The 20759-nt window shown below is 74.4% G+C and carries 18 protein-coding genes; 11 read left to right on the top strand and 7 right to left on the bottom strand.

The annotated features are described in order from the left end of the window. The 3 genes from Aut01nite_RS28905 (at position 1) to Aut01nite_RS28895 (ending at position 5651) form a co-directional block, all read left to right on the top strand. A complete protein-coding gene (locus Aut01nite_RS28905) occupies positions 1 to 1857 on the top strand; it encodes a caspase family protein (RefSeq protein WP_043524321.1) in 1857 nt (618 codons plus the stop codon). Next, positions 1854 to 5210, top strand: coding sequence for a CHAT domain-containing protein (locus Aut01nite_RS28900; protein WP_043524322.1), 3357 nt, complete (start codon positions 1854 to 1856; stop codon positions 5208 to 5210). Before Aut01nite_RS28905 ends, Aut01nite_RS28900 begins: the two co-directional genes overlap by 4 nt. Before the next feature lie 108 nt (positions 5211 to 5318). Continuing rightward, entirely contained in the window at positions 5319 to 5651 is a 333-nt protein-coding gene (locus Aut01nite_RS28895; protein WP_152628630.1) for a hypothetical protein, read from the top strand. Here Aut01nite_RS28895 and Aut01nite_RS28890 read toward each other — a convergent pair whose 3' ends face one another. Next, entirely contained in the window at positions 5652 to 6344 is a 693-nt protein-coding gene (locus Aut01nite_RS28890; RefSeq protein WP_043524324.1) for a nucleotidyltransferase domain-containing protein, read from the bottom strand. It lies immediately after the preceding gene. A gap of 27 nt (positions 6345 to 6371) precedes the next feature. Then, entirely contained in the window at positions 6372 to 7892 is a 1521-nt protein-coding gene (locus Aut01nite_RS28885) for a DUF2079 domain-containing protein (RefSeq protein ID WP_161790609.1), read from the bottom strand. 152 nt (positions 7893 to 8044) lie between these two features. On the opposite strand from Aut01nite_RS28885, the gene Aut01nite_RS28880 reads away from it, so the two are divergent. Further along, positions 8045 to 8419 (top strand): DUF2203 domain-containing protein, encoded by a 375-nt coding sequence (locus Aut01nite_RS28880; protein WP_043524326.1) that lies wholly within the window; start codon positions 8045 to 8047, stop codon positions 8417 to 8419. Between the two features lie 12 nt (positions 8420 to 8431). Here Aut01nite_RS28880 and Aut01nite_RS28875 read toward each other — a convergent pair whose 3' ends face one another. Beyond that, positions 8432 to 9001, bottom strand: coding sequence for a GNAT family N-acetyltransferase (locus Aut01nite_RS28875; protein ID WP_043524393.1), 570 nt, complete (start codon positions 8999 to 9001; stop codon positions 8432 to 8434). A 201-nt stretch (positions 9002 to 9202) separates the two neighbouring features. Between Aut01nite_RS28875 and Aut01nite_RS28870 the strand changes: the two genes are divergently transcribed. Both Aut01nite_RS28870 and Aut01nite_RS28865 read left to right on the top strand, forming a co-directional pair. After that, positions 9203 to 9370, top strand: a complete 168-nt coding sequence (locus Aut01nite_RS28870; protein ID WP_173476657.1) for a hypothetical protein — start codon at positions 9203 to 9205, stop codon at positions 9368 to 9370. Next, the gene (locus Aut01nite_RS28865; RefSeq protein ID WP_236642648.1) at positions 9337 to 12066 is read left to right on the top strand and encodes an ATP-binding protein; all 2730 of its coding nucleotides are present in this window, start codon (positions 9337 to 9339) and stop codon (positions 12064 to 12066) included. Before Aut01nite_RS28870 ends, Aut01nite_RS28865 begins: the two co-directional genes overlap by 34 nt. Positions 12067 to 12075: 9 nt before the next feature. On the opposite strand, the gene Aut01nite_RS28860 is transcribed toward Aut01nite_RS28865, so the two are convergent. After that, entirely contained in the window at positions 12076 to 13083 is a 1008-nt protein-coding gene (locus Aut01nite_RS28860) for a zinc-dependent alcohol dehydrogenase (RefSeq protein ID WP_043524327.1), read from the bottom strand. Beyond that, positions 13080 to 14234 carry an MFS transporter gene (locus Aut01nite_RS28855; RefSeq protein ID WP_043524328.1) on the bottom strand — a complete coding sequence of 385 codons (1155 nt, stop codon included), beginning with the start codon at positions 14232 to 14234 and terminating at the stop codon, positions 13080 to 13082. The genes Aut01nite_RS28860 and Aut01nite_RS28855 overlap by 4 nt, the downstream gene beginning before the upstream one ends. Positions 14235 to 14544: 310 nt before the next feature. Between Aut01nite_RS28855 and Aut01nite_RS28850 the strand changes: the two genes are divergently transcribed. The 4 genes from Aut01nite_RS28850 to Aut01nite_RS28835 all read left to right on the top strand — a co-directional run bounded on the left by Aut01nite_RS28850 (position 14545) and on the right by Aut01nite_RS28835 (position 18622). Beyond that, positions 14545 to 15177 (top strand): phosphatase PAP2 family protein, encoded by a 633-nt coding sequence (locus Aut01nite_RS28850; RefSeq protein ID WP_052163555.1) that lies wholly within the window; start codon positions 14545 to 14547, stop codon positions 15175 to 15177. 180 nt (positions 15178 to 15357) lie between these two features. Beyond that, positions 15358 to 15888: a PadR family transcriptional regulator gene (locus Aut01nite_RS28845; protein ID WP_201775492.1), complete on the top strand. Its 531-nt coding sequence runs from the start codon at positions 15358 to 15360 to the stop codon at positions 15886 to 15888. Continuing rightward, on the top strand, positions 15885 to 16643 hold the full coding sequence (locus Aut01nite_RS28840; RefSeq protein WP_152628631.1) for an ABC transporter ATP-binding protein: 759 nt from the start codon (positions 15885 to 15887) through the stop codon (positions 16641 to 16643). Before Aut01nite_RS28845 ends, Aut01nite_RS28840 begins: the two co-directional genes overlap by 4 nt. Further along, positions 16640 to 18622 carry an FtsX-like permease family protein gene (locus tag Aut01nite_RS28835; RefSeq protein ID WP_043524329.1) on the top strand — a complete coding sequence of 661 codons (1983 nt, stop codon included), beginning with the start codon at positions 16640 to 16642 and terminating at the stop codon, positions 18620 to 18622. The genes Aut01nite_RS28840 and Aut01nite_RS28835 overlap by 4 nt, the downstream gene beginning before the upstream one ends. Positions 18623 to 19081: 459 nt before the next feature. Here the strand turns inward: Aut01nite_RS28835 and Aut01nite_RS28830 are convergent, their stop codons facing one another. Both Aut01nite_RS28830 and Aut01nite_RS28825 read right to left on the bottom strand, forming a co-directional pair. Beyond that, positions 19082 to 19243 (bottom strand): hypothetical protein, encoded by a 162-nt coding sequence (locus Aut01nite_RS28830; RefSeq protein WP_204037718.1) that lies wholly within the window; start codon positions 19241 to 19243, stop codon positions 19082 to 19084. A 39-nt stretch (positions 19244 to 19282) separates the two neighbouring features. Next, a complete protein-coding gene (locus Aut01nite_RS28825) occupies positions 19283 to 19738 on the bottom strand; it encodes an SRPBCC family protein (RefSeq protein WP_043524331.1) in 456 nt (151 codons plus the stop codon). Between the two features lie 179 nt (positions 19739 to 19917). Here Aut01nite_RS28825 and Aut01nite_RS28820 point away from each other — a divergent pair, with 179 nt between their 5' ends. Continuing rightward, the gene (locus Aut01nite_RS28820; RefSeq protein WP_043524332.1) at positions 19918 to 20646 is read left to right on the top strand and encodes an SDR family NAD(P)-dependent oxidoreductase; all 729 of its coding nucleotides are present in this window, start codon (positions 19918 to 19920) and stop codon (positions 20644 to 20646) included. Positions 20647 to 20759 lie beyond the last annotated feature (113 nt).

Raw genomic sequence — 20759 nt, 5'->3', positions numbered from 1 at the left:
ATGGCAGGTCTCTACGCGCTGGTGGCCGGGATCGACGCCTACCGGCCGCCCCTGCGCACCCTGGAGGGCAGCCGCAACGACGCCGCGCTGGTGGTGGGGCTGCTGCGCGGCCGGGTCGCCGAACCGGACCTGCATCTGCGGGTGCTCCTCGACGAGCAGGCCACCCGGGCCGCGGTGATCGACGGATGGCGGCGGCATCTGGCGGCGGCCGGGCCCGGCGACACGGCCCTGTTCTGGTACAGCGGGCACGGCTCGACCGGACCGCTGCCGGACGAGCTGCGGTACACCGAGGCCGACGGCCGCTGCCAGACCCTGGTGTGCTTCGACAGCCGCCACGACGGGGTGCCGGATCTCTACGACAAGGAGATCGCGGTGCTGGCGCGGGAGGTCCTCGACCGGGGCGCGCACCTGGTCACCGTGCTCGACTCGTGTCATGCGCAGAGCGGTCACCGCGGCCCGGCGACCGGTTCCCGGGCCCGGATCGCCGCGGCGGTCACCGCCGCGCCGCCGCGCGAGGCGCTGCTGGCGCAGCTCGGGGACGATGCGGGGGTTCATGATCCGCGGCAGGTCGCGCTCGCCGCCTGCCAGACCTTCGAGGTGGCGTACGAGACCCGCGACGCGGGCGTGGCGTACGGCTGGTTCACCCGTGAGCTGACCCGGGCCGTCGCGGTCCTGGGCGGAACCGCCACCTACCGGGAGATCATGGCGCTGGCCCGGGCCCGGGCCGGCGGGCAGCACCCGGCGCTGGAGCCGCACGAGCCGGGTGGCGCCGCCGACCGGGAGTTCCTGGGCCGGCTGCTGCGGCCCGCCGGCGGGCCGGTCACCATGACGCACGACGGCGAGGATTGGACGGTCGACGTCGGTGCGCTGCACGGCCTGACCGGAACCGATCACGAGTTCGCGGTGCACGGCAGCGATCCGCCGCGGGCGGTCCGGGTGGTCGACGTGCGTACCGAACGGTCGGTGGTCGCGCCGGTGGGGTGGGAGCCGGAGCGGCTCCGCCCGTACCCCATGGTCCTGACCCGCCTGCCGCAACCACCGGTGGCGGTGACCCTGGACGGCGACCCGGTGGCCGTCGCCGAACTCACCCGGGAGATCGTCGCGAACCGGCGCGCGCCGCACGTCCGGATCGAGCCCGCTGCCGGCCTGCGAGTCACCCTCGCCGACCGGCACGTCGTGATCGCCGGAAGCGGCGGGGAGCCGCCGGCCGCACCGATCGCGGCGACCGGCGACTGGGCGGCCCGGACCGCCGCCGACCTCGATCACATCGCCCGCTGGATGCGGGTCCGCGACCTGCTCAACCCGGGCAGCTCGCTGCGGGACGCGGTCCACCTGGAGGTGCTGCCGGCCGGTGGCGACACCGATCTGGCGCCCGGCCCGATCCATCTGGAGTACACGTACGGGCCGCAGGGCTGGACGCCGCCCGCGGTGACCGTGCGGCTGGTCAACACCACCGACCGGCGGCTGTACTGCGTGCTGCTCAACCTCACCGACACGTTCCGGATCCACGCCGGCCTGTTCCCCGGTGAGCACGTCGCCGCGAAGTGGACCACCGCCGCGTCCGCGGGCCGCCCGATCCGCCTGTCGCTGCCGCCCGGCCGCCCGATCGGGCCGGGCGCCCGGGTCACCGACCGGCTCGTGCTGCTGGTGGCCGAGGAGGAGTTCAGCGCCGAGCCGTTCCTGCTGCCCCGGCTGCGGGACCCGGAACCGGCCGGGAGCCGGACGGCCGCCGCGCTCACCGGTGTCCTCGACCGGATCGGCCTGGACGTGACCCGGCGGGACGCCGACATGGCCGAGCCGACCGCCACCGACTGGGCGACCCGGTCGATCGAGATCGTCACGACGGTCCCGTCATGACCCCGGCGACCCGTGGCGACCTGGTCGCGGCGCTGCTGCTGGCCGGACAGCACCGGATCGACCCGGCGGCCGGGCCGGGCCGGTACTGGCCGCCGTCGGACGCGCTCACCGCGGCCGCCGCCGCGCTGGCCGCCGGGGAACCCGGCCGGGCCCGGCACTGTCTGCACGCGGCCGGCGGCGGGCCGGACGGCACCCGGGCCGTCCTGGAACACGCGGTGATCGTCTTCGACCGGCAGTGGTCGTTCCCCGGAACCGGGTCGATGCTCACCGACGACGCGGTCACCGCGTTGCGGGCGGCCGACGAGGCCGTGCCGGAGACCGCCCGGCACAGCCCGCTCGGGATCCTGGCCACCGTCCTGCTGCCCGACCTGTTCACCGTCCGGGCGATGAGCGAGGACGAGCACCGGGCCGGGCTGTCCCTGCTGGCGGCGCGGCGCCGGCGCCGGCTCGCGGCGGCCGCCGCCGGCTGGCCGGGTCTGGGGCCGGCGGCCCGGTCGTACCTGGCTCTGGCCTGCGCCGACCTCGCCCACCGGGACGCCGACCCGGCCGCCGCGGAGGCCGCGCTGCAGCAGGCCGCCGCCCTCGCCGACGGCGACGCGGCCGCGCAGGCGCACCTCGACCTGGTCCGCGGCGACTGGCTCGCCGAACCCGCCGGCCACGTCGAGACGCTCGGCGCGCCCGGCTTACCTGCGCCCGGCTTGCATGCGCCCGGCTTGCACGCGTCCGGCTTGCACGCGTCCGGCTTGCATGCGTCCGGCTCGCACGCGCTCGGCGCGGCCCGGGAGCTGTACTCGCGGGCCGAGCAGCGGTGGGCGGCGATCGGCAGCCGCTCCGGGCAGGCCGCGATCGCGCTGCGCCGGGCCCACCTGGCCCGCCTGGCCGGGCGGGCCACCGAACGCGACGAGCATCTGGAACACGCGCGAACGCTGGCCGGGGCGGCCGGGCACGGCTCGCTGGCCGCGCTGATCACCGTGCACCGGGCCGTCGACCTGATCGCCGACGGACGGCGGCCGCCACCGGAACCGGTCGACCAGGTCGGCGACTGGGTCCGCGGCGACGGCAGCCGCTCCTTCGGCGCCGGGCTGGTGCGGCTGCTGCTGATGCGGGCGCGGGCCTGGCGCGACGACGGCGATTTCACCCGCGCGCACCGGACCGTCCGCCTGGCCCGCCGGCTCGGCGGCCCGGACGGACACCGCTTCGACGGCGCCTCCATCTCGGTCGCGCTGGCCGCCGACTACGGCGGCGCCGGGTACCGGCGGGCCCGGATGCGCCGCGCCGAAGCCGAACTCGACACCGCGCCCCGGCCCCGGTCCGCCCTCGACTGGGTCACCTGCGCGGTCCGGGCGCTGGAACTGTACGCCGAAGCGAACGCCCTGGCCGACCCGGACGCCCTGGACGACGCCGCCATCCGCCTCGGTCAGGTGCTGGCGCTGCCGGTCCGCCCCGACCCCGACGACATGGCCGCGGTCGGCGCGGCCCGTTCCGAGGTGGCGCTCGCCTGGGGCCGTTCCACGGCGCTGCGCGGCTGGTACGAGGGCCTGCGCCTGCGCGACCAGGGCCGCCCGGAAGCCGCCCGGCTCGCGTTCGAGCAGGCCCTGGAGGCGGCCGGCGACGACGCTTTCCCGCGCTGTGCCGTGCTGACCGCCCTCGGCCGCCGCGACGAGGCCCTGGCCATCGCCTACGACCTGTCCACCCTGATGCCGCCGGAACAGGCCGCGAACCTGTTCCTGCGGCTGGACGAGGCCGAGTTCGCCGCGCTCGCCCTGGCCGGCGTGGACGGGCCCGCCGATCCGCCGTGGCTGCTGGACGCCCTGTGGGCCCGGCTGCACCGCACGGTCGGCGACACGGCCGGGCAGATCCGGCGTGCCACCGCGGCGGTCGGCATCTTCGAGGAACGCCGCAACCGGCTCGCCCGGGACCTGCTGCGCAGCGCCGCCAGCGACGACCTCGTCGTCGCCGGCGCCTACCACGACCTGCTCACCGGCCTGGTCGCCGCCGGTGACGGCGCCGCCGCCCTGGCCGTCTCGGACCGGGCCCGCGGCCTGCCGTTCACGCTGCTCGCTGACCTGTCCGCGGAACCCGGCCGGGTCCGCCGGGCGGTCCGCGCCTGGCTCGCCGAGGAGTCCCGCTGGGCGGCCGCCCACGAGGCCGCGCGACTCGACGCCGACCGGCTCGACCGGGCCGAGGAGGCCGTCGACGAGGCGGAGGAACGCGTCGAGGAGCGGCTGGTGCGCCGCCGGATCGCGCCGCCGCCGGACGTGGCGGCCGCCGTCGCCGCGCTGCCCGGCGACGCGGTGCTGCTCGCCTACCACCGGTACGAGCAGGAGCTGGTCGGCTGGGCGGCCACCGGCGACGGCGAGATCACCTGCGCCGGGCCGGTCCGGGACCCGGACGTGCTCACCCACACCGCCCGCTGGCACGACGCGCTGCGCGGCGGCGAGACCGATCCCGCTTCGGCGGCGGCGCTGGCCGGGCGGCTGCTGGAGCCGTTCGCCGACCGGATCGCCGGGCGGCGCCGGGTGCTGATCGTCGCGCACCGGGATCTGGCGCTGGTGCCGTTCCACGCCCTGCCGTGGGCCGGTGGGCTGCTCGGCGACCGGCACGACGTGTCGTACCTGCCCGCGGTGTCGCTGCTGACCCGGCGGCCCGGCGGCCCGCTGCGGCTCGGCGACGCCCTGGTCGTCGGGGATCCCGCCTTCGACCCGCGGACCGGCCCGCCCCCGCTGCCCGGGACCCGCTGCGAAGCCCTCGCCGTCGCCGGGCTGCTCGGCGCCGGCCCGCCCCTGCTCGGCGCCGGTGCCACCGCCACCGCCGTGCTGCGGCGCGCGCCCGGCGCCGGGGTCGTGCACCTCGCCTCGCATGCGATCGTCCCGCCCGGCGCGCCGAACCTGGCCCACGTCGTCCTCGCCGGCGGCAGCCGCCTGACCGTCGCCGACCTGCTCGGCCTCGACCTCACCGGGGCGCTGGTGGTCCTGTCGGCGTGCCGGACCGGCACCGGCACCGCCACCCACGGCGGCGACCTGATCGGGCTGACCCGGGCCGTGCTGCTCGCCGGAGCCGAACACGCCGTGGTGTCGCTGTGGCCGGTGCACGACGCGGTCGCCGCGGTGCTGATGCGGGACTTCTACACCCATCTGCGCGACGGGGTACGGCCCGGCGCCGCCCTGGCCCGGGCCCAGCGCCAGGTGCGGGCGCTGCCGGAGACCGTCCTGACCGCCGAGTACGCCAACCTGGCCGCCGGTCTCGGCGCGCCCGCCGACGCGGCCGGTGTGCGGGACGCCGGCGGGGACCAGGAGACGGCGCCCGACCCGATGCACGGGTGGGCGCCGTTCGTGCACGTCGGACGACTGTGACGGACCGGCCCGGCGATGCGAGCCGGTCCGGTCAGTGTGCCGTCGTGTGAACCGCGCTGGCGCCGGGGCGGTACACAGGGCTGTCCGCACCGAGAACGGGAGACGTCGATGGAAGAGACCGCAACACTGCCCGCCCGGCACCGTGTCGTGGAGGTCGCCGCCGGGGCCCTGCTGATCGTCTCGCTCGCGGTCCTGGTGGCCGTGGGCGCCGGCATCCTGACCGGCCGGCTGGTGCTCTCGCCGTTCGTCTGGGCCTTCCTGCTCCTGCCGCCCCTCGCCTTCGGGCAGGCCCTCTGGAACAGCGCCCGGTCCCGCCGCGCGACCCAGGCGAAGCAGCGTTCCGAGAGGTTCTTCCACGCCGCCGCCCAGGTCGCCATCGGCGTCTACTTCGAGGGTCAGTTCATCTACACCTGGTACTACACCGACGCGCTCGCCTGGTGATCAGCGGGCCGCGTCCAGGATCAGGGCGATGTCGCCGCCCCAGCCGTCGAGGACGGCGCCGTGGCCGCGCCGGCGGGCCAGTTCGGCGACCTCCGGGAACAGGGTGAGGACCCGGTCGGCGACGTGTTCCGGGGCGAGCGCCGCCGTCCACGGCTCCGGCAGCGGATAGGTCGCCAGCTCCCACGCCAGGTACCGGTTGTACGGCCGGAGCCGCCCGTGCAGCGCGAACACCGTGGCGAGGAGCCACTGCACGCTCTCGATCTCATCGAGGCGGGCGGCCGCGGGAGACCCGTCGCGGCGGCTCTTCACCGCCCGGTAGAGCTGATTGACGTACGCGTCCAGGAAGTCCCGCGACCAGCCCGCCGCCTCCCGTTCGGTCGGGATGGACTGCTTCGCGACCAGTTCCGCCACCCCGCCGCCGAGCCGGTCGAGGAGGATCCGTGCGCCCCGGTAGGCGTACCGCTGCCAATGCACCGACGTGTCGGCGAACTGCTCCGCCGTGACCGCCGCCTGGTCCAGCCGTGCCGTCCGGATCCGCCGCCAGCGTTCCAGCGCGGTGGACGCGACCACCACCGTCACGTCGTAGTCGGAGTGCGCCGTGGCCAGGCCGCGCGCCCACGACCCGGTGAGGACCACGCCGTGCACGTCCGGATCGGCTTCCGCGTCGGCGATCAACCGCTCGATCACATCCATGCCGGTCATCGTGGCACGGACCGTCTGTCAGCTGGCGGTTCCCGTGCCGCGGATCGGCCCGGTCGCCGGGGCGGTCCGCTGCAGGACCACGATCCGGCCCTTGGCGGTCTCGTAGACGCGGCGGAAGCCCATCTCGTCGAGCTGCCGCATGATCTGCGGGATCTCCTTGGGGCTGATCGGGCAGCTCGGGTTGTACGCGTCGAGGATCGCCCAGTCGCCCTTGTCGACGTTCGAGCCGATCAGGGTGACCTCGTTGGTCGGCAGCAGCGGGACGAGCATGTTGTTGGTGGCCCGGACCGGGACGCCCGGCGGGATCTTCGACAGCGCGTCCTCGGCCTCGCCGACGATCGACGCGTTGGCGAACGGGTAGCCGGTGCCCTGGTACCACTTCACGACCTGGCTGTCGCGGGCGTCCTGCACCGCGAACCCGATGAACACCGGCGCCGCGATCGCCGCCATGATCGTCGCGGTCCGCACGTGCCACCAGCGCCGGGCCGTCTGCCCTTCGGAGCCGGCGGGCTTCTCGTCGGAGTCGGCGGGCGCGGGCAGCCTACGGGCCCGGTCGACCCAGCCGCCGATCCGGCGGAACCCGTCGGCGACCGCCGCGAACAGGATCGGGATCAGCGGCATGTCGTAGTACAGCCCCGACGACCACTGGGTCTCCCGCGACGACAGCATCCGGCTGAGCATCACCGGCACGATCAGCAGCGCCAGCGGCGAGGCGAGGGCCGCGAAACCGACCGGGATCAGCAGCTGCTGCCAGGTCTCCAGCTTCGCCGGCTGGTCGGTCATCAGGGCGAGGATGTCCAGCGGATGCGTGATCATGTACGGGATCCCCCCGAAGATCGAATCCGCGTGCAGGCTGGCCTGATAGTCCTTGGCGTACGTGAACCCGCCCGGGTTGAGGTTCGGGATGATGAACTTGAGCGTCACGATGAACCAGGTCGCGCCCCAGCCGATCAGGAACGCGCTGTGCTTCCACCTCCGGTTGAGCAGCGCGTAGAGGCCGATCAGCACGCACATCAGCCCACCGTCCTCCTTGACGGTGATCAGCGCCGCGAACAGGATCGTCGCCTGCGTCCACCTGTCGGCGAGCATCCGTTCCATGCCCCAGGCCAGCAGCACCGCCCCGAACATCACCTCGTGCACCGGGAACTGGACGGTCCCGAAGACGGCGTGGCTGCCCAGGTACGCGATCAGCATCCCGCTGCCGACCAGGACGCCGTGCTGCCGCCGGAAGATGTGGTAGATCGGCACCCCGGACAGGCAGATCAGCACGATCTGCGCGTACACCAGGGTGATCGCCGAGTCGTGGATCCACACCAGCGGCGCGAGCAGCGCGAACGCGGGGGAGAAGTGGTCGCCGAGCTGGACGTACCCCTTGATCGGGACGTACGGCCAGCCGCCGTACGCCCACCCCTGCACCGCCTGGTAGAAGATGCCCAGGTCACAGGCGCCGGTGGTGAGCGCCTCGTACTGCGCCCGCGCCCAGCCGGCGAACAGCACGATCGCGATTCCGACGATCCATGTACATGGGGAGAGAACCACGCCCCGCACTTTCGACAGCACGGGCCCAGAACCTAGTCGATCACGCACGCCAGGGAAAACCCGCCGGCGCCCCACGCCCGGTATGGGCGGTCATGTCACCACTGGAAGGTCCACCGCCACCCGCCCGGGAGCCGGGTGACAGACTCTCGCCCATGGGTTTGTTCACGCTCCCGGAAGCTCGCGCCGAGCTGAGCCGTCTCCGCCCGGCCATCGCCGAGATCATCACCCTGCGCGCCGACATGGTCGAACTGTCCGCCGCCCTGGTCCCCGGCGGCGAGCCCACCGGCCTGGGCGGCCTCCCCGAACGCAAAGGCGCCGAGGCCCGCCTCAACGAGCTGATGGCCGAGATCCAGGAGACCGGCGCCGAACTCAAGGGGGTCGCCCCGCTCCTGATCGACTTCCCGTCCGACCTCGACGGCGTACCGGTCCAGCTCTGCTGGCTCGAAGGCGACCACGACATCACCTGGTACCACCGCGCCGATCTGGGCTTCGCCGGCCGCCGCCCGCTCATCGAAGCCGACGAGTGACCCTCGGGGATCTCAGCGGGAGAGAGCGAAGCGGCGGCGGGTGAGGCGGTCGGAGGGCGCGGGCCACCGGGCGGGGCGCTCGAAGACGTGCTCCAGGCCGTCCTCGTCGTCCCACTGCTCGCCGACCTGGGTGAAACCGCACGAGGCGGCCAGCGATCGGGAGGCGAGGTTGCCGGGACCGATGCTGACCCGGACCGTGTGCACGGTGGCGGCGCGGGCGGCGCGGGCGAGCAGGCACTCCAGCGCGGCGCGGGCGTAACCACGGCGGCGGTGATCGGGGTCGATGCGGTAGCCGATCTCGACCATGCCGCGGGCCGGCGGGCCGTGGAAACCGGCGGCGCCGACCGCCTTGTCGAGCGAACCGGCCCAGACCAGGCCGGTGACCCAGGCCGCGGCGGCCGGGTCGGCGTCGCACTGCGCCGCGCGCATACGCCAGACCGGCCGGCACTCGGGACCGAGAAGGTACGGGCTGACCGGCACCGGGATGACCGCGGCGGCCGCGGTGGCGTCGCCGTCGGCCAGGGCGTGGAACGCCGGCGGGGTCAGATGAAGGATGCGTACGTCGGGGCGTGACTGGGGCACCGGGGAAGCCTGCCACACGACCCCGCGGCTGACGGGATTCCTATCGGGCGCGTCACAGAAGTGAGGATCACACCCGCGGTGGCACGCCCCGCCCTAGGTATGCCTAGACGCCCTCCACCACACCGACTAGATACGTGTGACCAGCGAAGATAGGCAACCGCTTCCGATGTGCCGACTCCGCCGCGCGCCTTGAATGGAGTCATGTTGATGCACCCGAGCATGTTGATGGATCTGGCCGACGACCGTACCCGCGAGCGGATCGCCGAAGCCGACCGGCGGCGCCTGCTCACCCGCGCGCGCCGGCCCCGGAAGAAGGTCACCGGTACCCTGGCGTCGTGCGAGGTGTCCGTGGCGGTGCCGGCCCGGTGATGATCGGCAGGGACGGCGAGCTGCGCCGCCTGGCGCGGCTCGCCGCCGAACGGGAACCAGCCGTCGCGATCATCGCGGGCGAGCCCGGCATCGGCAAGACACGCCTGGTCCAGGAGCTGCTGGACACCCTGCCGGCCGAGACGGTGGTGCTGGTGGGGCAGGCCGAGCCGGGATCTCTCGCCCGGCCGTACGAGGTGCTCCTGGACGCCATCGACGGCCGCCCCGAAGTCGACGAGGAGCAGCTCGCCGGCCTCGCCGACCCGGCCTGCAGCCCGGTCGAGCGCCTGCACACCGGCCTCGCCGTGCTGAACGACCTGATCGGCGACGCGCCCGCCGTGATCGTCTTCGAGGATCTGCACTGGGCCGACTCGGAGAGCGCCGCCCTGTTCGAGCGGATCGCCGACCAGCGCGGGCCCCGCCTGGTGATCGGGACGTACCGGCCGGACGAGGTGACCCGCCGGCAACCCGTCGCCGGTCTGCTCGCCCGGATGGAACGCCGGCACGCCGTCACGCACGTACGCCTCGATCGTCTCACCCCGTCGCAGACCGCGGCCCTGCTCGCCGCCGCGACCGGGGCGCCCGCGCCACTGCGCGCCGCGACGGCGCTGCACCACCGCACCGGCGGCAACCCCTTCTTCCTGGAGGAGCTCCTCCGGGCCCTGCCGGGGTACGACGTCCAGGCCCTCGTCGAACAGCCGCTGCCGTGGAGCCTCGCCGAGGTTCTCCGCCGCCAGGTCGACGACCTGGACCCGGTCAGCCACCGCATCGTCGAGGCCGCCACCGTCCTCGGCCACCGCATCATGTTCGACCTGCTCGCCGACGTCACCGGCGCCGGCGAGGACGAGCTGATCGCGGTGCTGCGCGACCTGGTCACCCGGGGTGTGCTGGTGGAGTCCGGGGTGGACGAGTTCGCGTTCCGGCACGCGCTGGTCCGTGAGGCGATCGCCGGGCAGCTGCTCGGCCGCCAGCGGCGCCGCCTGCACGAGACCGCGCTCGACGTGCTGCTGCGCGGCGGCTCCTCCGACCCGGCCCTGGTGGCACACCACGCCTGCGGCGCCGGGCGGTACGACGACATGGTCGCCGCCGCCCGCCGCGGCGCCGCCCTCTACCTGTCCATCGGCTCCGCCTACCAGGCGTTGCAGCTGGCCGAGATGGGCCTCGACGAGATTCCCGACGACCCCGAGCTGCTGGCGTACGCGGCCCGCGCCGCCTGGCTGGCCGGGCTCCTCGACGACGCGCTGCGCCACGGCCGGCGCTGGCGTGACCTGGCCGGCACCAGCACCGAACGCGCCGAATCGCTCTACCTGCTGGTCCGTGTCGCCTGGGAGTCCCGGGAGACCAGCGAGATGCGCGCCCTCACCGAGGACATCGAGACGCTCATCGCGCAACTGCCGCCCGGCGCCGACCAGGCCCGCGCGATGACCGCGATCGCCCAGTCCGCCTACCTGCGCGACGAACTCGACACGGCGCTGCGCTGGGCCGACGGCGCGCTCGAACTGGCCGACGAGTTCGACCTGCCCGCGGTCCGCCTGGCCGCCCTCGTCGAGAAGGGCTCCACCCTGGTCGAACGGCCGCAGGGCGCGGTCGAGGGCCGGCGGATCCTGTCCGGCCTCGTCGACGAGGCGGAGAAGGCGGGGGAGTGGGTGCTGGCCGCCCGCGCCCTCAACGCCCTCGTCCAGGGCGAGCCGCCGGCCTCCCCGGCCGAGCACGCCGAAACCCTCGAACGGATGCGGGCCGCCGCCGAGCGGGCCGGCCTGGAATCCCTCGCCGTCGCCACCTACTTCCAGGGCCGGGCCCGGCTCGCCGTCCGCGCCGGCGACCTGACGGCCGCCATCGCCGCCCTCGAGGAGGGCCGCGACCAGGACCGCGGCTTCCAGCGCCGGGGCCGCTGGGCCGACTACCACGCGGTGTTCCTGGCCGGCCTCTATCTGGAGGCCGGCCGTCTGGACCGGGTCGAGCAGCTGATCACCGACCTGGCGGCGCTGCCGAACAACCCGCCGCCCACCATCCCCGGCCTCACCTTCCACCTGGCCTGCCGCCAGGGCGACCTGCCGCGCGCCGAAGCCGCCCTCGGCGACCTGCACACCGCCCTGGCCGGGCAGCCGTGGCGCAGCGGCGAACAGGCCCACGACCTGATCTCCGCCGCCCTGGAGATCGGCCTGCCCGCGCCCCGGCTCGACCGGTTCGCCGCGGACCTGCTCGACGCCGAGGTGTGGGACGCCTACCGGACCCTCGTCGACGCCCAGGTCGCCGAAGCGCACGGCCGGCACGCCGAAGCCCTCGCCGGATATCTGTCGATCACCGAGGCGCACATCCTCGGGCCGGCGGCGCGGGGCAGCGTACGGGTCGGGGCGGCGCGCTGTCTGATCGCCACCGGCCGGGACGCCGAGGCCGCGGCGCACGCCGAAGCGGCGGGGACGCTGCTCGCCCAGTGGGGCGGCTGGCGGGCCGCCCAGCTGGAACGGGTGCGGGCCCAGCTCGGGATGGCGCCGGCCGGCGGGGCCGCCGGGGCGGGAGCGCTGACGCCGCGGGAACGGGAGGTGGCGCTGCTGGTCAGTGACGGTCTCACCAACAGCGAGCTGGCCCGCCGCCTCTACATCTCACCGCGGACCGCGGCCGTCCACGTCTCCAGCATCCTGCGCAAACTCGGCGTGTCGTCGCGTACCGAGGTGGGCGCCCACATCGGCAACCCGTGATCGGCGCGGTCAGCGAGCCGGGTCGATCAGGATCTTCGGCGCCGCCGACGCGCCGGCCGGGCGCCGGCCGGCGAGCACGCCGGCCGCCTCGTCGAGCCCGACCGTGGCCGCGACCAGCGACCGCGGATCCATCGTTCCCGCGGCGAAGGCCGCGATCGCGGGCGCCAGCCCCGCCGACGCGCCGAGGATCCCGACCGCCGTCACGTCCTTGAGCACCACCTCCCGGGTGTCGATCACGCTGGGCGAGCCGGCGAGACCGATGTAGACCACCCGTCGCCCGGGATCCACCAGTTCCACCGCCAGCCCCGGCAGCACCGGTGAGTTCGACGCGTCCACCACCGCGTCCCACGGCAGATCCGGAAGCTCCCCACGCCGCCACGTCCGGTCGAACCCGAGCGACCGGGCGAACCCCGGATCCTCCGCGAGCAGGTGCACCTCCCACCCGCGCCCTCGTGCGAGCATCGCCGTGAGCAGCCCGATCGTCCCGGTTCCGAGGACCAGCAACCGTTCCCCGGCGGTGAGGGCGGCCGCTTCCACGCAGCGGTGCGCGTTCCCGGCCGGTTCGACGAGCGCTCCGGTGACCGCGTCCAGCCCGTCCGGCAGCGCGTGCAGGTAGGCGGCCGGAAACGCCAGCCGCTCCGCGAGCGCCCCCGGCAGCCCGTCCCGGATCCCGAGCTCGTGCCGCTCGGGGCAGACGTGATGCCGCCCGCCGTGGCACCGGCGGCAGCGACCGCAACCGATCATGGTGTCCCCGGTGACCCGCCGCCCCAGCCAGGACTCGTCGACGCCCGGGCCGGTCGCCGTCACCGTCCCGGACCATTCGTGGCCGGGCCGCAGCGGATAGGAGGCCACCCCGGTGTGCAGGTAGCTCATCTCGCCGGTGAACAGTTCCACATCGGTCCCGCAGACCCCGGCCCGTTCGACGTCCACGACCACCTGGCCGGCCGCGGCCACCGGCTCCGGCACCTCCCGTACCTCCGCCGTGCCGGGTCCGGTCAGCACCAGCGCACGCATCATGATCGCGATCCTATGACCGCCGGCCGGCCCGCCGCCGCGCCGGCGGCCGTCTGCAGCAACCCCAGCCCGGCGACCATCACCAGGGTGGCCTGCCAGGCGCCGGTCCGTTCGGCGAGGATCCCCGCGGCCACCGGCCCGGCCGCCGCCAACAGGTACCCGAGCGACTGCGCCATTCCCGACAACCGTGTCGTCCCCGCCGGGGTCCGCCCGCCGAGGCTGATCAGCGTCAGCGCCGTGACCAGCGCCGCCCCCTGCCCGAGCCCGGCGATCGCCACCCACAGCACGGCCAGGCCCGGCGCCGTCAGCAGCCCGGACACCGCGACCACCACCGGCAGGCTCGCCGCCGCCGCGCCCACCGCCCGCCGGCCCGGGTCCCGCAGCAGCACCGGGATCGCCAGCCCGCCGAGGATCCCCATCCCCTGGAACAGGAACAGGTGCAGCCCCGCCGTACGCTCCGACACCCCGTCGGCCACCTCGATCGTCGGCAGCCAGGTGACCAGCACGTAGAAGCACGTCGACTGCAACCCCATGAACGCCGTGATCAGCCAGGCCCGCCGCTGCCGCCAGACCGCCTCCTCGCCGCCGCCCCGGACCGGCTCGACGTGCGGCGCGTCCGTGGCCCGCGGCGCCCAGGCCACCGCGACGAGCACCGCCGGCGCCGCCCACACCGCCAGCGACAGCCGCCAGTCCACGGCGTCGGCGATCGGCACCGCCACCGCCGACGCCAGCGACGCCGCGATCGTGATGAACGCCGTGTAGAACCCGGTGGCCCGCGACACGTTCGCGGTGAAGTCCCGTTTCACGATCGCCGGGACCAGCACGTTGCCGACCGCGATCGCGCACCCGATCACCACGGTCCCGGTCCAGAGCCCGGCCGCCCCGGTGTACGACCGGGCGACCGTCCCGGCCGCCAGCACGACGAGCGCGGCGAGCACCGCCCGTTCCATCCCGAGGCGCCCGGAGATCCGGTGCACCTGCGGCGACACCAGCGCGAACGCCAGCAACGGCAGCGCACCGAGCAGGCCCTGCGCCGCCTCCTCGAGCCCTTCCTCGGCACTGATCTGCGGCAACAGCGGCCCGACCGCCGTGATCGCGGGCCGCAGGCAGAGCGCCGCCAGGAAGATCGCCGCCGCGGGCAGTGAGCGCTTCATGCCCGCGAGCCTCTTACGGCCCGATCCCCACGGTCAAGATCCTCGCCGGTACGCCCACCCGTACCGTCCCCACGATCGTCGGGCGTCCCCGGGGCGTTCCGCCGGCCGGCGGCCGGGTCTGTCACGGCTGTCGGCCGGCGGTTCTGTCGTACGGCCGTCGGCCGGGCCTGTCACGGCTTGCCGGCCCGGGTTCTGCCGCACGGCCGGCGGCCGGGTCTGTCACGGCTGCCGGCCGGTGGTCCTGCCGTACGGCCGGCGGCCCGTCGGGGCCGCTGACGGCGCGGGCTCCGGATTTGCGATGATCGACGTCATGGCGACCTCACATGCCGGCCGCGTGACGGAGAAGCAGCAGGTCACGACCGCGGACCGGGTGGCGAGACTGCTCACCGAGGTCCTGTCGCCGGCGGTGCTGGTGGCCGTGGTGCTGCTCGCGGTCGCCTGGGCCTCCGCCGACTCCGCGCTGTCCGCACTGATCATGGGTGTGATCGCCGCGGCTGCCGCCAGTTTCCTGCCGATCGCCTACATCCTGCGCGGCGTCCGGCGCGGCTCCTGGACCGACCGGCACGTCGGCGACCGTGCCCAGCGGACCCTGCCACTGCTGGTCTGCCTGGGTTCCACCGCCTCCGGCACGGCCGCCCTCGCCGCCGTGGGCGCCCCACGCGACCTGCTCGCCCTGATCGCCTGCATGGCCGCCGCCCTGGTCGTCGCCACCCCGATCACCCTGCTGGCCCGCTGGAAGATCTCCATCCACGCCCTCGTCGCCGCCGGCGTCGCGGTCACCTTCACGGTCGTCTTCGGCTGGGCGCTGCTGGCCACCTGGCCGCCGGCCGCCGCGGTCGGCTGGTCCCGGGTCCGGCTCGGCGACCACACCACGGCGCAGGTCCTGGCCGGCGCCCTGGTCGGCGCGTGCGCCACCGGCCTGCTCTACCCCGTCCTCCGCTGACCCGCGGCCCGGTTCGCCGTGACCGGGAGGGGCAGGCATGAGCGGCACCGGGGGACGGTCGTGCGGAAACGCCTGCCGTGGCCGCGGGGAGTCACGGGACGTCGCGTGGCCCGTACCACCGCAGGGGTTGACCGACGGTGGGGATAACGGTTAGGTAGGGGATAACCGTTAGGGGGCGCTGTGCAGCAAGAGGTCGTTCTGGCGATGCTCGCCAAGGAGCCGTCCCACGGCTATGAGCTGCGGGCCCGCCTCCGGGAGGCGCTCGGGCCGCTCGGTGACGGGATGAACGCCGGCCACATCTACGTCACCCTCGCCCGCCTGGAGAAGGCCGGGCTGCTCGCCGCCGAGCGGCCCACCGACGGCCCGGACCGCAACGACCGCAAGGTCTACGCGCTGACCCCCGACGGCCAGCAGCGTGTCGCCGAGTGGATCGCCGAGGTGAGCTGGCCCCGGCCGGATCTGGCCGAGTTCCATCTCAAGCTGGTCGCGGCGGCCGCCGCCGGGCTCGCCGACCCGCTGACCGTCGTCGACACGCAACGGCGTGAGCTGCTGCGCCGGCTGCGGGACGCCCAGCGCGCCGCCATGGACGAGGCGGGCCGTGATCCGGCCGCGGCCCTGCTGCTGGAGGGCGTCGTGCTCCGGTTGCAGGCGGACCTGCGCTGGCTCGACGCCTGTGAACAGCACTGGACTCGACGAAGGAGCCGACCGTGAGTTTCCTCCGCGCCCGCGGATTGCTGAAGGAGTACGGCGCCGGGCCGGGCCGTCTGCGTGCCGTCGACCGGGTCGACCTCGACGTCGGCTCGGGCGAATCGGTCGCGGTGATGGGCCCCAGCGGCTGCGGCAAGTCCACCCTGCTGCACCTGCTCGGCGGGCTCGACCGCCCCACCGACGGTGAGATCCGGCTGGACGGCGGCCGCATCGACGACCTGGGGGAGAAGGCCCTGGCCCGGCTGCGCCGGACCCGGATCGGTTTCGTCTTCCAGTCCTTCCACCTGATGGAGGAGCTGACCGCGGCCGAGAACGTCGAGTTCCCCGCCCTCCTGGCCGGCGCCGGCACGCGAGCGGCCCGCCGCCGCGCGCTGGACCTGCTGGACCGGGTGGGCCTCAGCGAACGGTCCCGGTTTCTGCCGTCGGCGCTGTCCGGCGGGCAGCGGCAGCGCGTCGCCGTCGCCCGCGCCCTGGTCAACGAGCCGGCGATCGTGTTCGCCGACGAGCCCACCGGCAACCTGGACAGCGCCGCCACCCTCGACGTGCTGCGCCTGTTCGAGGACCTGCACGACACCGGCCAGACCCTCATCATCGTCACTCACGACGCGCGGATCGCCGCCACCGCCGACCGGCTGATCACCATGCGCGACGGCGCTTTCACCGACGAGACCCGTCTGACCGGCGGCACCTCCTCCCTCGGCCACCTGATCGGCCTCGGCGCCGACGCTCCCACCGGGCTGGAGGCCGGACCCCGATGAGCCGGACCCTGGCGATCGGCCGCCTCGCCGTGCGTGACCTGCGGCGCCGGCCGGTCGAGGCCGCGCTCCTGCTGCTCGCCCTGCTGGCGGCGACCACGACGCTGACCCTCGGGCTGGTCCTGCGCGACGCCGCCGCCGACCCGTACCGGAGCACCCGGGAGGCCACCCACGGCCCCGACGTGGTCGCCCTCGCCGGAGCCGCCACGCTCGAAGCGCTGGCCGCGCAGCCCGGCGTCGCCGCGCACAGCGGACCGTTCCCCGTCGCCGGCGGGAGACTGGAGGCCGGCGGGCACACCCGGGACGTGCAGATGATCGGCCGTGACACCGCCGCCACCGCCGTCGACCAGCCCGAGCCCGTCGACGGCGGCTGGATCCGCGACGGCGGCGTGGTGCTCGAGGCCGCCTTCGCCGACGCGCTCGGCGTGCACACCGGCGACAGCGTCACCGTCAACGGCAGGTCCTTCCGGGTCGCCGGAACCGCCGTCACCGCCGGCGCGGCCCCCTATCCCGGCGCCACCTGCCTGGTGACGGCCGGTTGCATGAGCGGCCCGGCGCCGGCGGCCGGCACGCGCGTCCCGGACGGCCTGCTGCGCGATCCGGGCCTGATCTGGCTGACCCGGTCCGACATGCGTGAGGTCACCCCCGATCAACCCCTTTCGTCGTACGTGGTGAGCCTGCGACTGTCCGACCCCGGCGATCTCGGGACCTTCATCGCCGCGAACACGGCCGCCGCCGGTGATCCCGCCTCGACCGATCCGGTCTCACCGGGTGCTTCTTCGGCCGGTTCCGTCCCACCGGGTGCTTCTTCGCCGGGTGCTTCCTCGGACGATCCGTCCTCGAGCGGTCCGCTCTTCAACGGTGCCGTCCCGGGTGCAGCCGGTGGAGGTCCCGCTGCGGTGCGGCTCATCGCCTGGACCGAGATTCGGGCGGACGCCACCGCGGTCGCCGCGGACGCCCAGATCCTGCTGATGATCGGAGCGTGGCTGCTCGGCCTGCTCGCCATCGCCGGCCTGGCCGTGCTGGTCGGCGGCCGGATGGCGGATCGGACCAGACGAGTCGGCCTGATCAAGGCGGTCGGCGGAACCCCGGCCGTGGTCGCCGCCGTCCTGCTCACCGAACACCTGCTGGTCGCTCTGGCAGCCGCCGCAGCCGGGCTCCTGATCGGATCGTTGACCGCCCCACTGCTCACCGCCTCCAGCGCCGGCCTCGTCGGGAGCGCGGGCATCCCGCCGATGACGGGGCCGACGGCGGCGACGGTGACCGGTGTGGCCCTCGCCGTCGCGGTCCTCGCCACCGCCGTTCCCGCCGTGCGCGCCGCCCGTACCAGCACCGTCCGTGCCCTGGCCGACGCCGCCCGCCCACCCCGCCGATCGGGCTGGTTGATCGCGGTGTCGTCGCGTCTACCCGTACCGCTGCTGCTGTCCCTCCGAGTCGCCGCCCGCCGCCCGCGCCGCACCGTTCTGGCCGCCGCCGGCATCGCGGTGACCGTGAGCGGCCTCCACGTCGCCCTGATCCTGACCGGCTTCCTGGCCCGTCCGGACGCCGTCGGCTACAGCGAGCCGCAGGCCGCGACCCTGCGCCGGACGATCCTGGTGTGGACGGTCACCCTCCTGATCCTGGCCGCGGTGAACGCCGTCGTCATCGCCTGGGCCACTGTCCTGGACAACCGGCGCACGTCCGCGCTCGCCCGTTCCCTGGGTGCCACTCCGGCCCAGGTCAGCCTGGCCCTGGCCGCCGCACAGACCCTGCCCGCCCTGGCCGGCGCCGTGTTGGGCGTCTACCCCGGCGGCCCGCTCCTGCTCACCGCGATCAACACCGCCACCGGCGGCGACAGCGACCGCGCCATCTCACCCGGCCCTTGGCAGTTGCTGACCCTGATCCTGGCGACCGCTGTCGCCGTCGCCGTCCTCACCGCCATCCCGGCCCGCCTCGCCACCCGCCACCCCGTCACCGAATCCCTCCGCGCCGAGCCGACCTGAACCCCGTCCCGGCCGCGTCCTCTCGACATGCGCCGGCAGGCTCGATTCGCAAGACCTGTGCGATCAGCTCTGCCGATGCCATCCACCCCTTTCCACCCTTCCCGCCCCATGGCGGTTGATCTTGTGTTGCGGGGTTGTCCGGGCAGCGACGGATCTTGTCCGGCTGACTCTCAAGGCTGTCTCGATGTGCGGGAGACGGCCTTGAGGGCCGGCCGAGGGTTTCCGGCTGGTCGTCACGGCTGTCTCCCCGGCTCCGAGACAGCGGTGACGACCGGCCGACAATTCGCCGTCCCCTGTCGATCAACCCGCGCCGACGACCCGGAGACCGAGCTCGCGTCGGAGATTGCGCTGTTCCGCGCCACCACGCGCCCACCAGATCCGACCCAGCGGACGAAGACCCGCCCGCCCGCTACGGATTCACCCCCTCCACCCCTTGCATGCGAGCCGGGCCGTACCCGATTACGCCCTCCAGCGACACCGCGCCGCGTGCGCCGGCCCGGACCGGCGCACGCGGCGCAGTGCGGCAAGCGCCCGCAGGTCACCGAGGTGGAGCAGCAGGAAGATGCCGGAAGCGGCCAGGAGCGGGCCACCGATCCCGAACGTCACGGTCGCGACGGTCATCACCCCGCCCACGGTTGGGGCGGAGGTCCAGCGCCCGGCTCACGCGGCGGCGACCTGCCTGATGTGGGCGGCACGTCGGGTCAGCAGCCGTCGCAGGTACGGCACGAGCACCACTCTGGTCACCACCGCCCCTACCGGCCCGAACGGCGCGGAGACGGTCATCCGGTCGATCATCCGGGTCCGCCCGCCGCCCAGGTCCTCGAAGTAGTGCTCGTGCCGCATGGCCCGGAACGGCCCGCGTGTCTGCTCGTCGACGAAGTGGCGCGGCCGCTGGCAGGCGCTGATCCGGCTGGTCATCCGCCAGCGCACCCCGAAGTGCCGCCCGTGGAAGGTCACCTCGTCACCGAGCGTGAGCCGATCGCGCCCGGAACTCGTGGTCGCGGTCTCCCCGCTGTCCCGCATCGCGTCGGTGTGCACGCCCACGTCGAGCTTCAGATCGAAGACCCGGGCCGGCTCGGCGTCGACCACGGACACGACCTCGACCAGTGCTGCCATGATCGGCAGCCTAGTCCGGCGGGTCACGCGCACGGTCGAGCCATCGGCGGCGCTTATCGCTGACATGTCCACGGATGATTTCCGAAGATGACCGCGCCTCTGCTGAGCTGTAGCCGATGCCGGCGATCACCGGATGGGCGAGGCCGGCAGCCGGACGATGTGAACCCGTGGGAGGCGCGATGAGGTGCAAGGACAAGGTCGTCGTGATCACCGGGGCGGCCCGAGGTCAGGGCGCCGCCGAAGCGGCGGCTCTGCGGGCCGAGGGGGCGATCGTGATCGCCACCGACGTCCTCGACGCCGACGGGGTGCGGCAACTCGACGTGCGCTCGCTCGCTCAGTGGACCCGGCTGGCCGAGGAGTTGAAGGAGACGTACGGCCACGTCGACGCGGTCGTCAACAACGCGGGGATCACCGGCCGTGACCGGCTGCCCGACATCGACCTGGCCGCCTGGGAGAACACCCTCGCGATCAACCTGACCGGGCCGATGCTGTCGATGAAGACGCTGGTCCCCTTGATGCGGCCGGGGGCGTCGATCGTGAACATCTGCTCGGTCGCCGCGGTCTCCGGGCACGCCGCGGCCCCGTACACCGCCAGCAAATGGGCCTTGCGCGGGTTGACCCGCAGCGCGTCGCTGGAGCTGGGGGTGCGGGGCATCCGGGTGAACGCCGTGATGCCCGGACTCATCGACACGCCGCTGATGGCTTCCGCGCCGCAGGCGTTCTTCGACGCGGCGATCCCGGAGATCCCGCTGGGCCGGGTCGGCACTCCCGCCGACGTCGCGCCCCTGATCGTCTATCTGGTCTCGGACGAGTCGGCGTACGTCAACGGCGCCGAGATCGTCGTGGACGGCGGCCTCACCGCCCACGTCTCCCACAAGGCGATCGCCGACGCGACCCGGCCGGCGTAGCGGCCCACGTCCAGAACACGGCGTGTACGACGACCCGGATTTGATCGCCGCTCGTCGATCGATTGTTTGATATGCCCGAATGGACGGCTTTGTGGTCGGGTGCGCGGACCGCC

The organism is Actinoplanes utahensis, from assembly GCF_016862455.1.
Classification (GTDB): domain Bacteria; phylum Actinomycetota; class Actinomycetes; order Mycobacteriales; family Micromonosporaceae; genus Actinoplanes; species Actinoplanes utahensis.
Note: the sequence above shows the minus strand (reverse complement) of the source record. Positions and strands in the feature narration are given on the sequence as shown.

Excerpts from the sequence above, each read along its gene's own strand:
- Aut01nite_RS28905 (WP_043524321.1), top strand. The coding sequence starts at position 1 with ATGGCAGGTCTCTACGCGCTGGTGGCCGGGATCGACGCCTACCGGCCG.
- Aut01nite_RS28900 (WP_043524322.1), top strand. The coding sequence starts at position 1,854 with ATGACCCCGGCGACCCGTGGCGACCTGGTCGCGGCGCTGCTGCTGGCC.
- Aut01nite_RS28895 (WP_152628630.1), top strand. The coding sequence starts at position 5,319 with ATGGAAGAGACCGCAACACTGCCCGCCCGGCACCGTGTCGTGGAGGTC.
- Aut01nite_RS28890 (WP_043524324.1), bottom strand. The coding sequence starts at position 6,344 with ATGGATGTGATCGAGCGGTTGATCGCCGACGCGGAAGCCGATCCGGAC.
- Aut01nite_RS28880 (WP_043524326.1), top strand. The coding sequence starts at position 8,045 with ATGGGTTTGTTCACGCTCCCGGAAGCTCGCGCCGAGCTGAGCCGTCTC.
- Aut01nite_RS28870 (WP_173476657.1), top strand. The coding sequence starts at position 9,203 with ATGTTGATGCACCCGAGCATGTTGATGGATCTGGCCGACGACCGTACC.
- Aut01nite_RS28860 (WP_043524327.1), bottom strand. The coding sequence starts at position 13,083 with ATGATGCGTGCGCTGGTGCTGACCGGACCCGGCACGGCGGAGGTACGG.
- Aut01nite_RS28855 (WP_043524328.1), bottom strand. The coding sequence starts at position 14,234 with ATGAAGCGCTCACTGCCCGCGGCGGCGATCTTCCTGGCGGCGCTCTGC.
- Aut01nite_RS28850 (WP_052163555.1), top strand. The coding sequence starts at position 14,545 with ATGGCGACCTCACATGCCGGCCGCGTGACGGAGAAGCAGCAGGTCACG.
- Aut01nite_RS28835 (WP_043524329.1), top strand. The coding sequence starts at position 16,640 with ATGAGCCGGACCCTGGCGATCGGCCGCCTCGCCGTGCGTGACCTGCGG.
- Aut01nite_RS28830 (WP_204037718.1), bottom strand. The coding sequence starts at position 19,243 with ATGACCGTCGCGACCGTGACGTTCGGGATCGGTGGCCCGCTCCTGGCC.
- Aut01nite_RS28825 (WP_043524331.1), bottom strand. The coding sequence starts at position 19,738 with ATGGCAGCACTGGTCGAGGTCGTGTCCGTGGTCGACGCCGAGCCGGCC.
- Aut01nite_RS28820 (WP_043524332.1), top strand. The coding sequence starts at position 19,918 with ATGAGGTGCAAGGACAAGGTCGTCGTGATCACCGGGGCGGCCCGAGGT.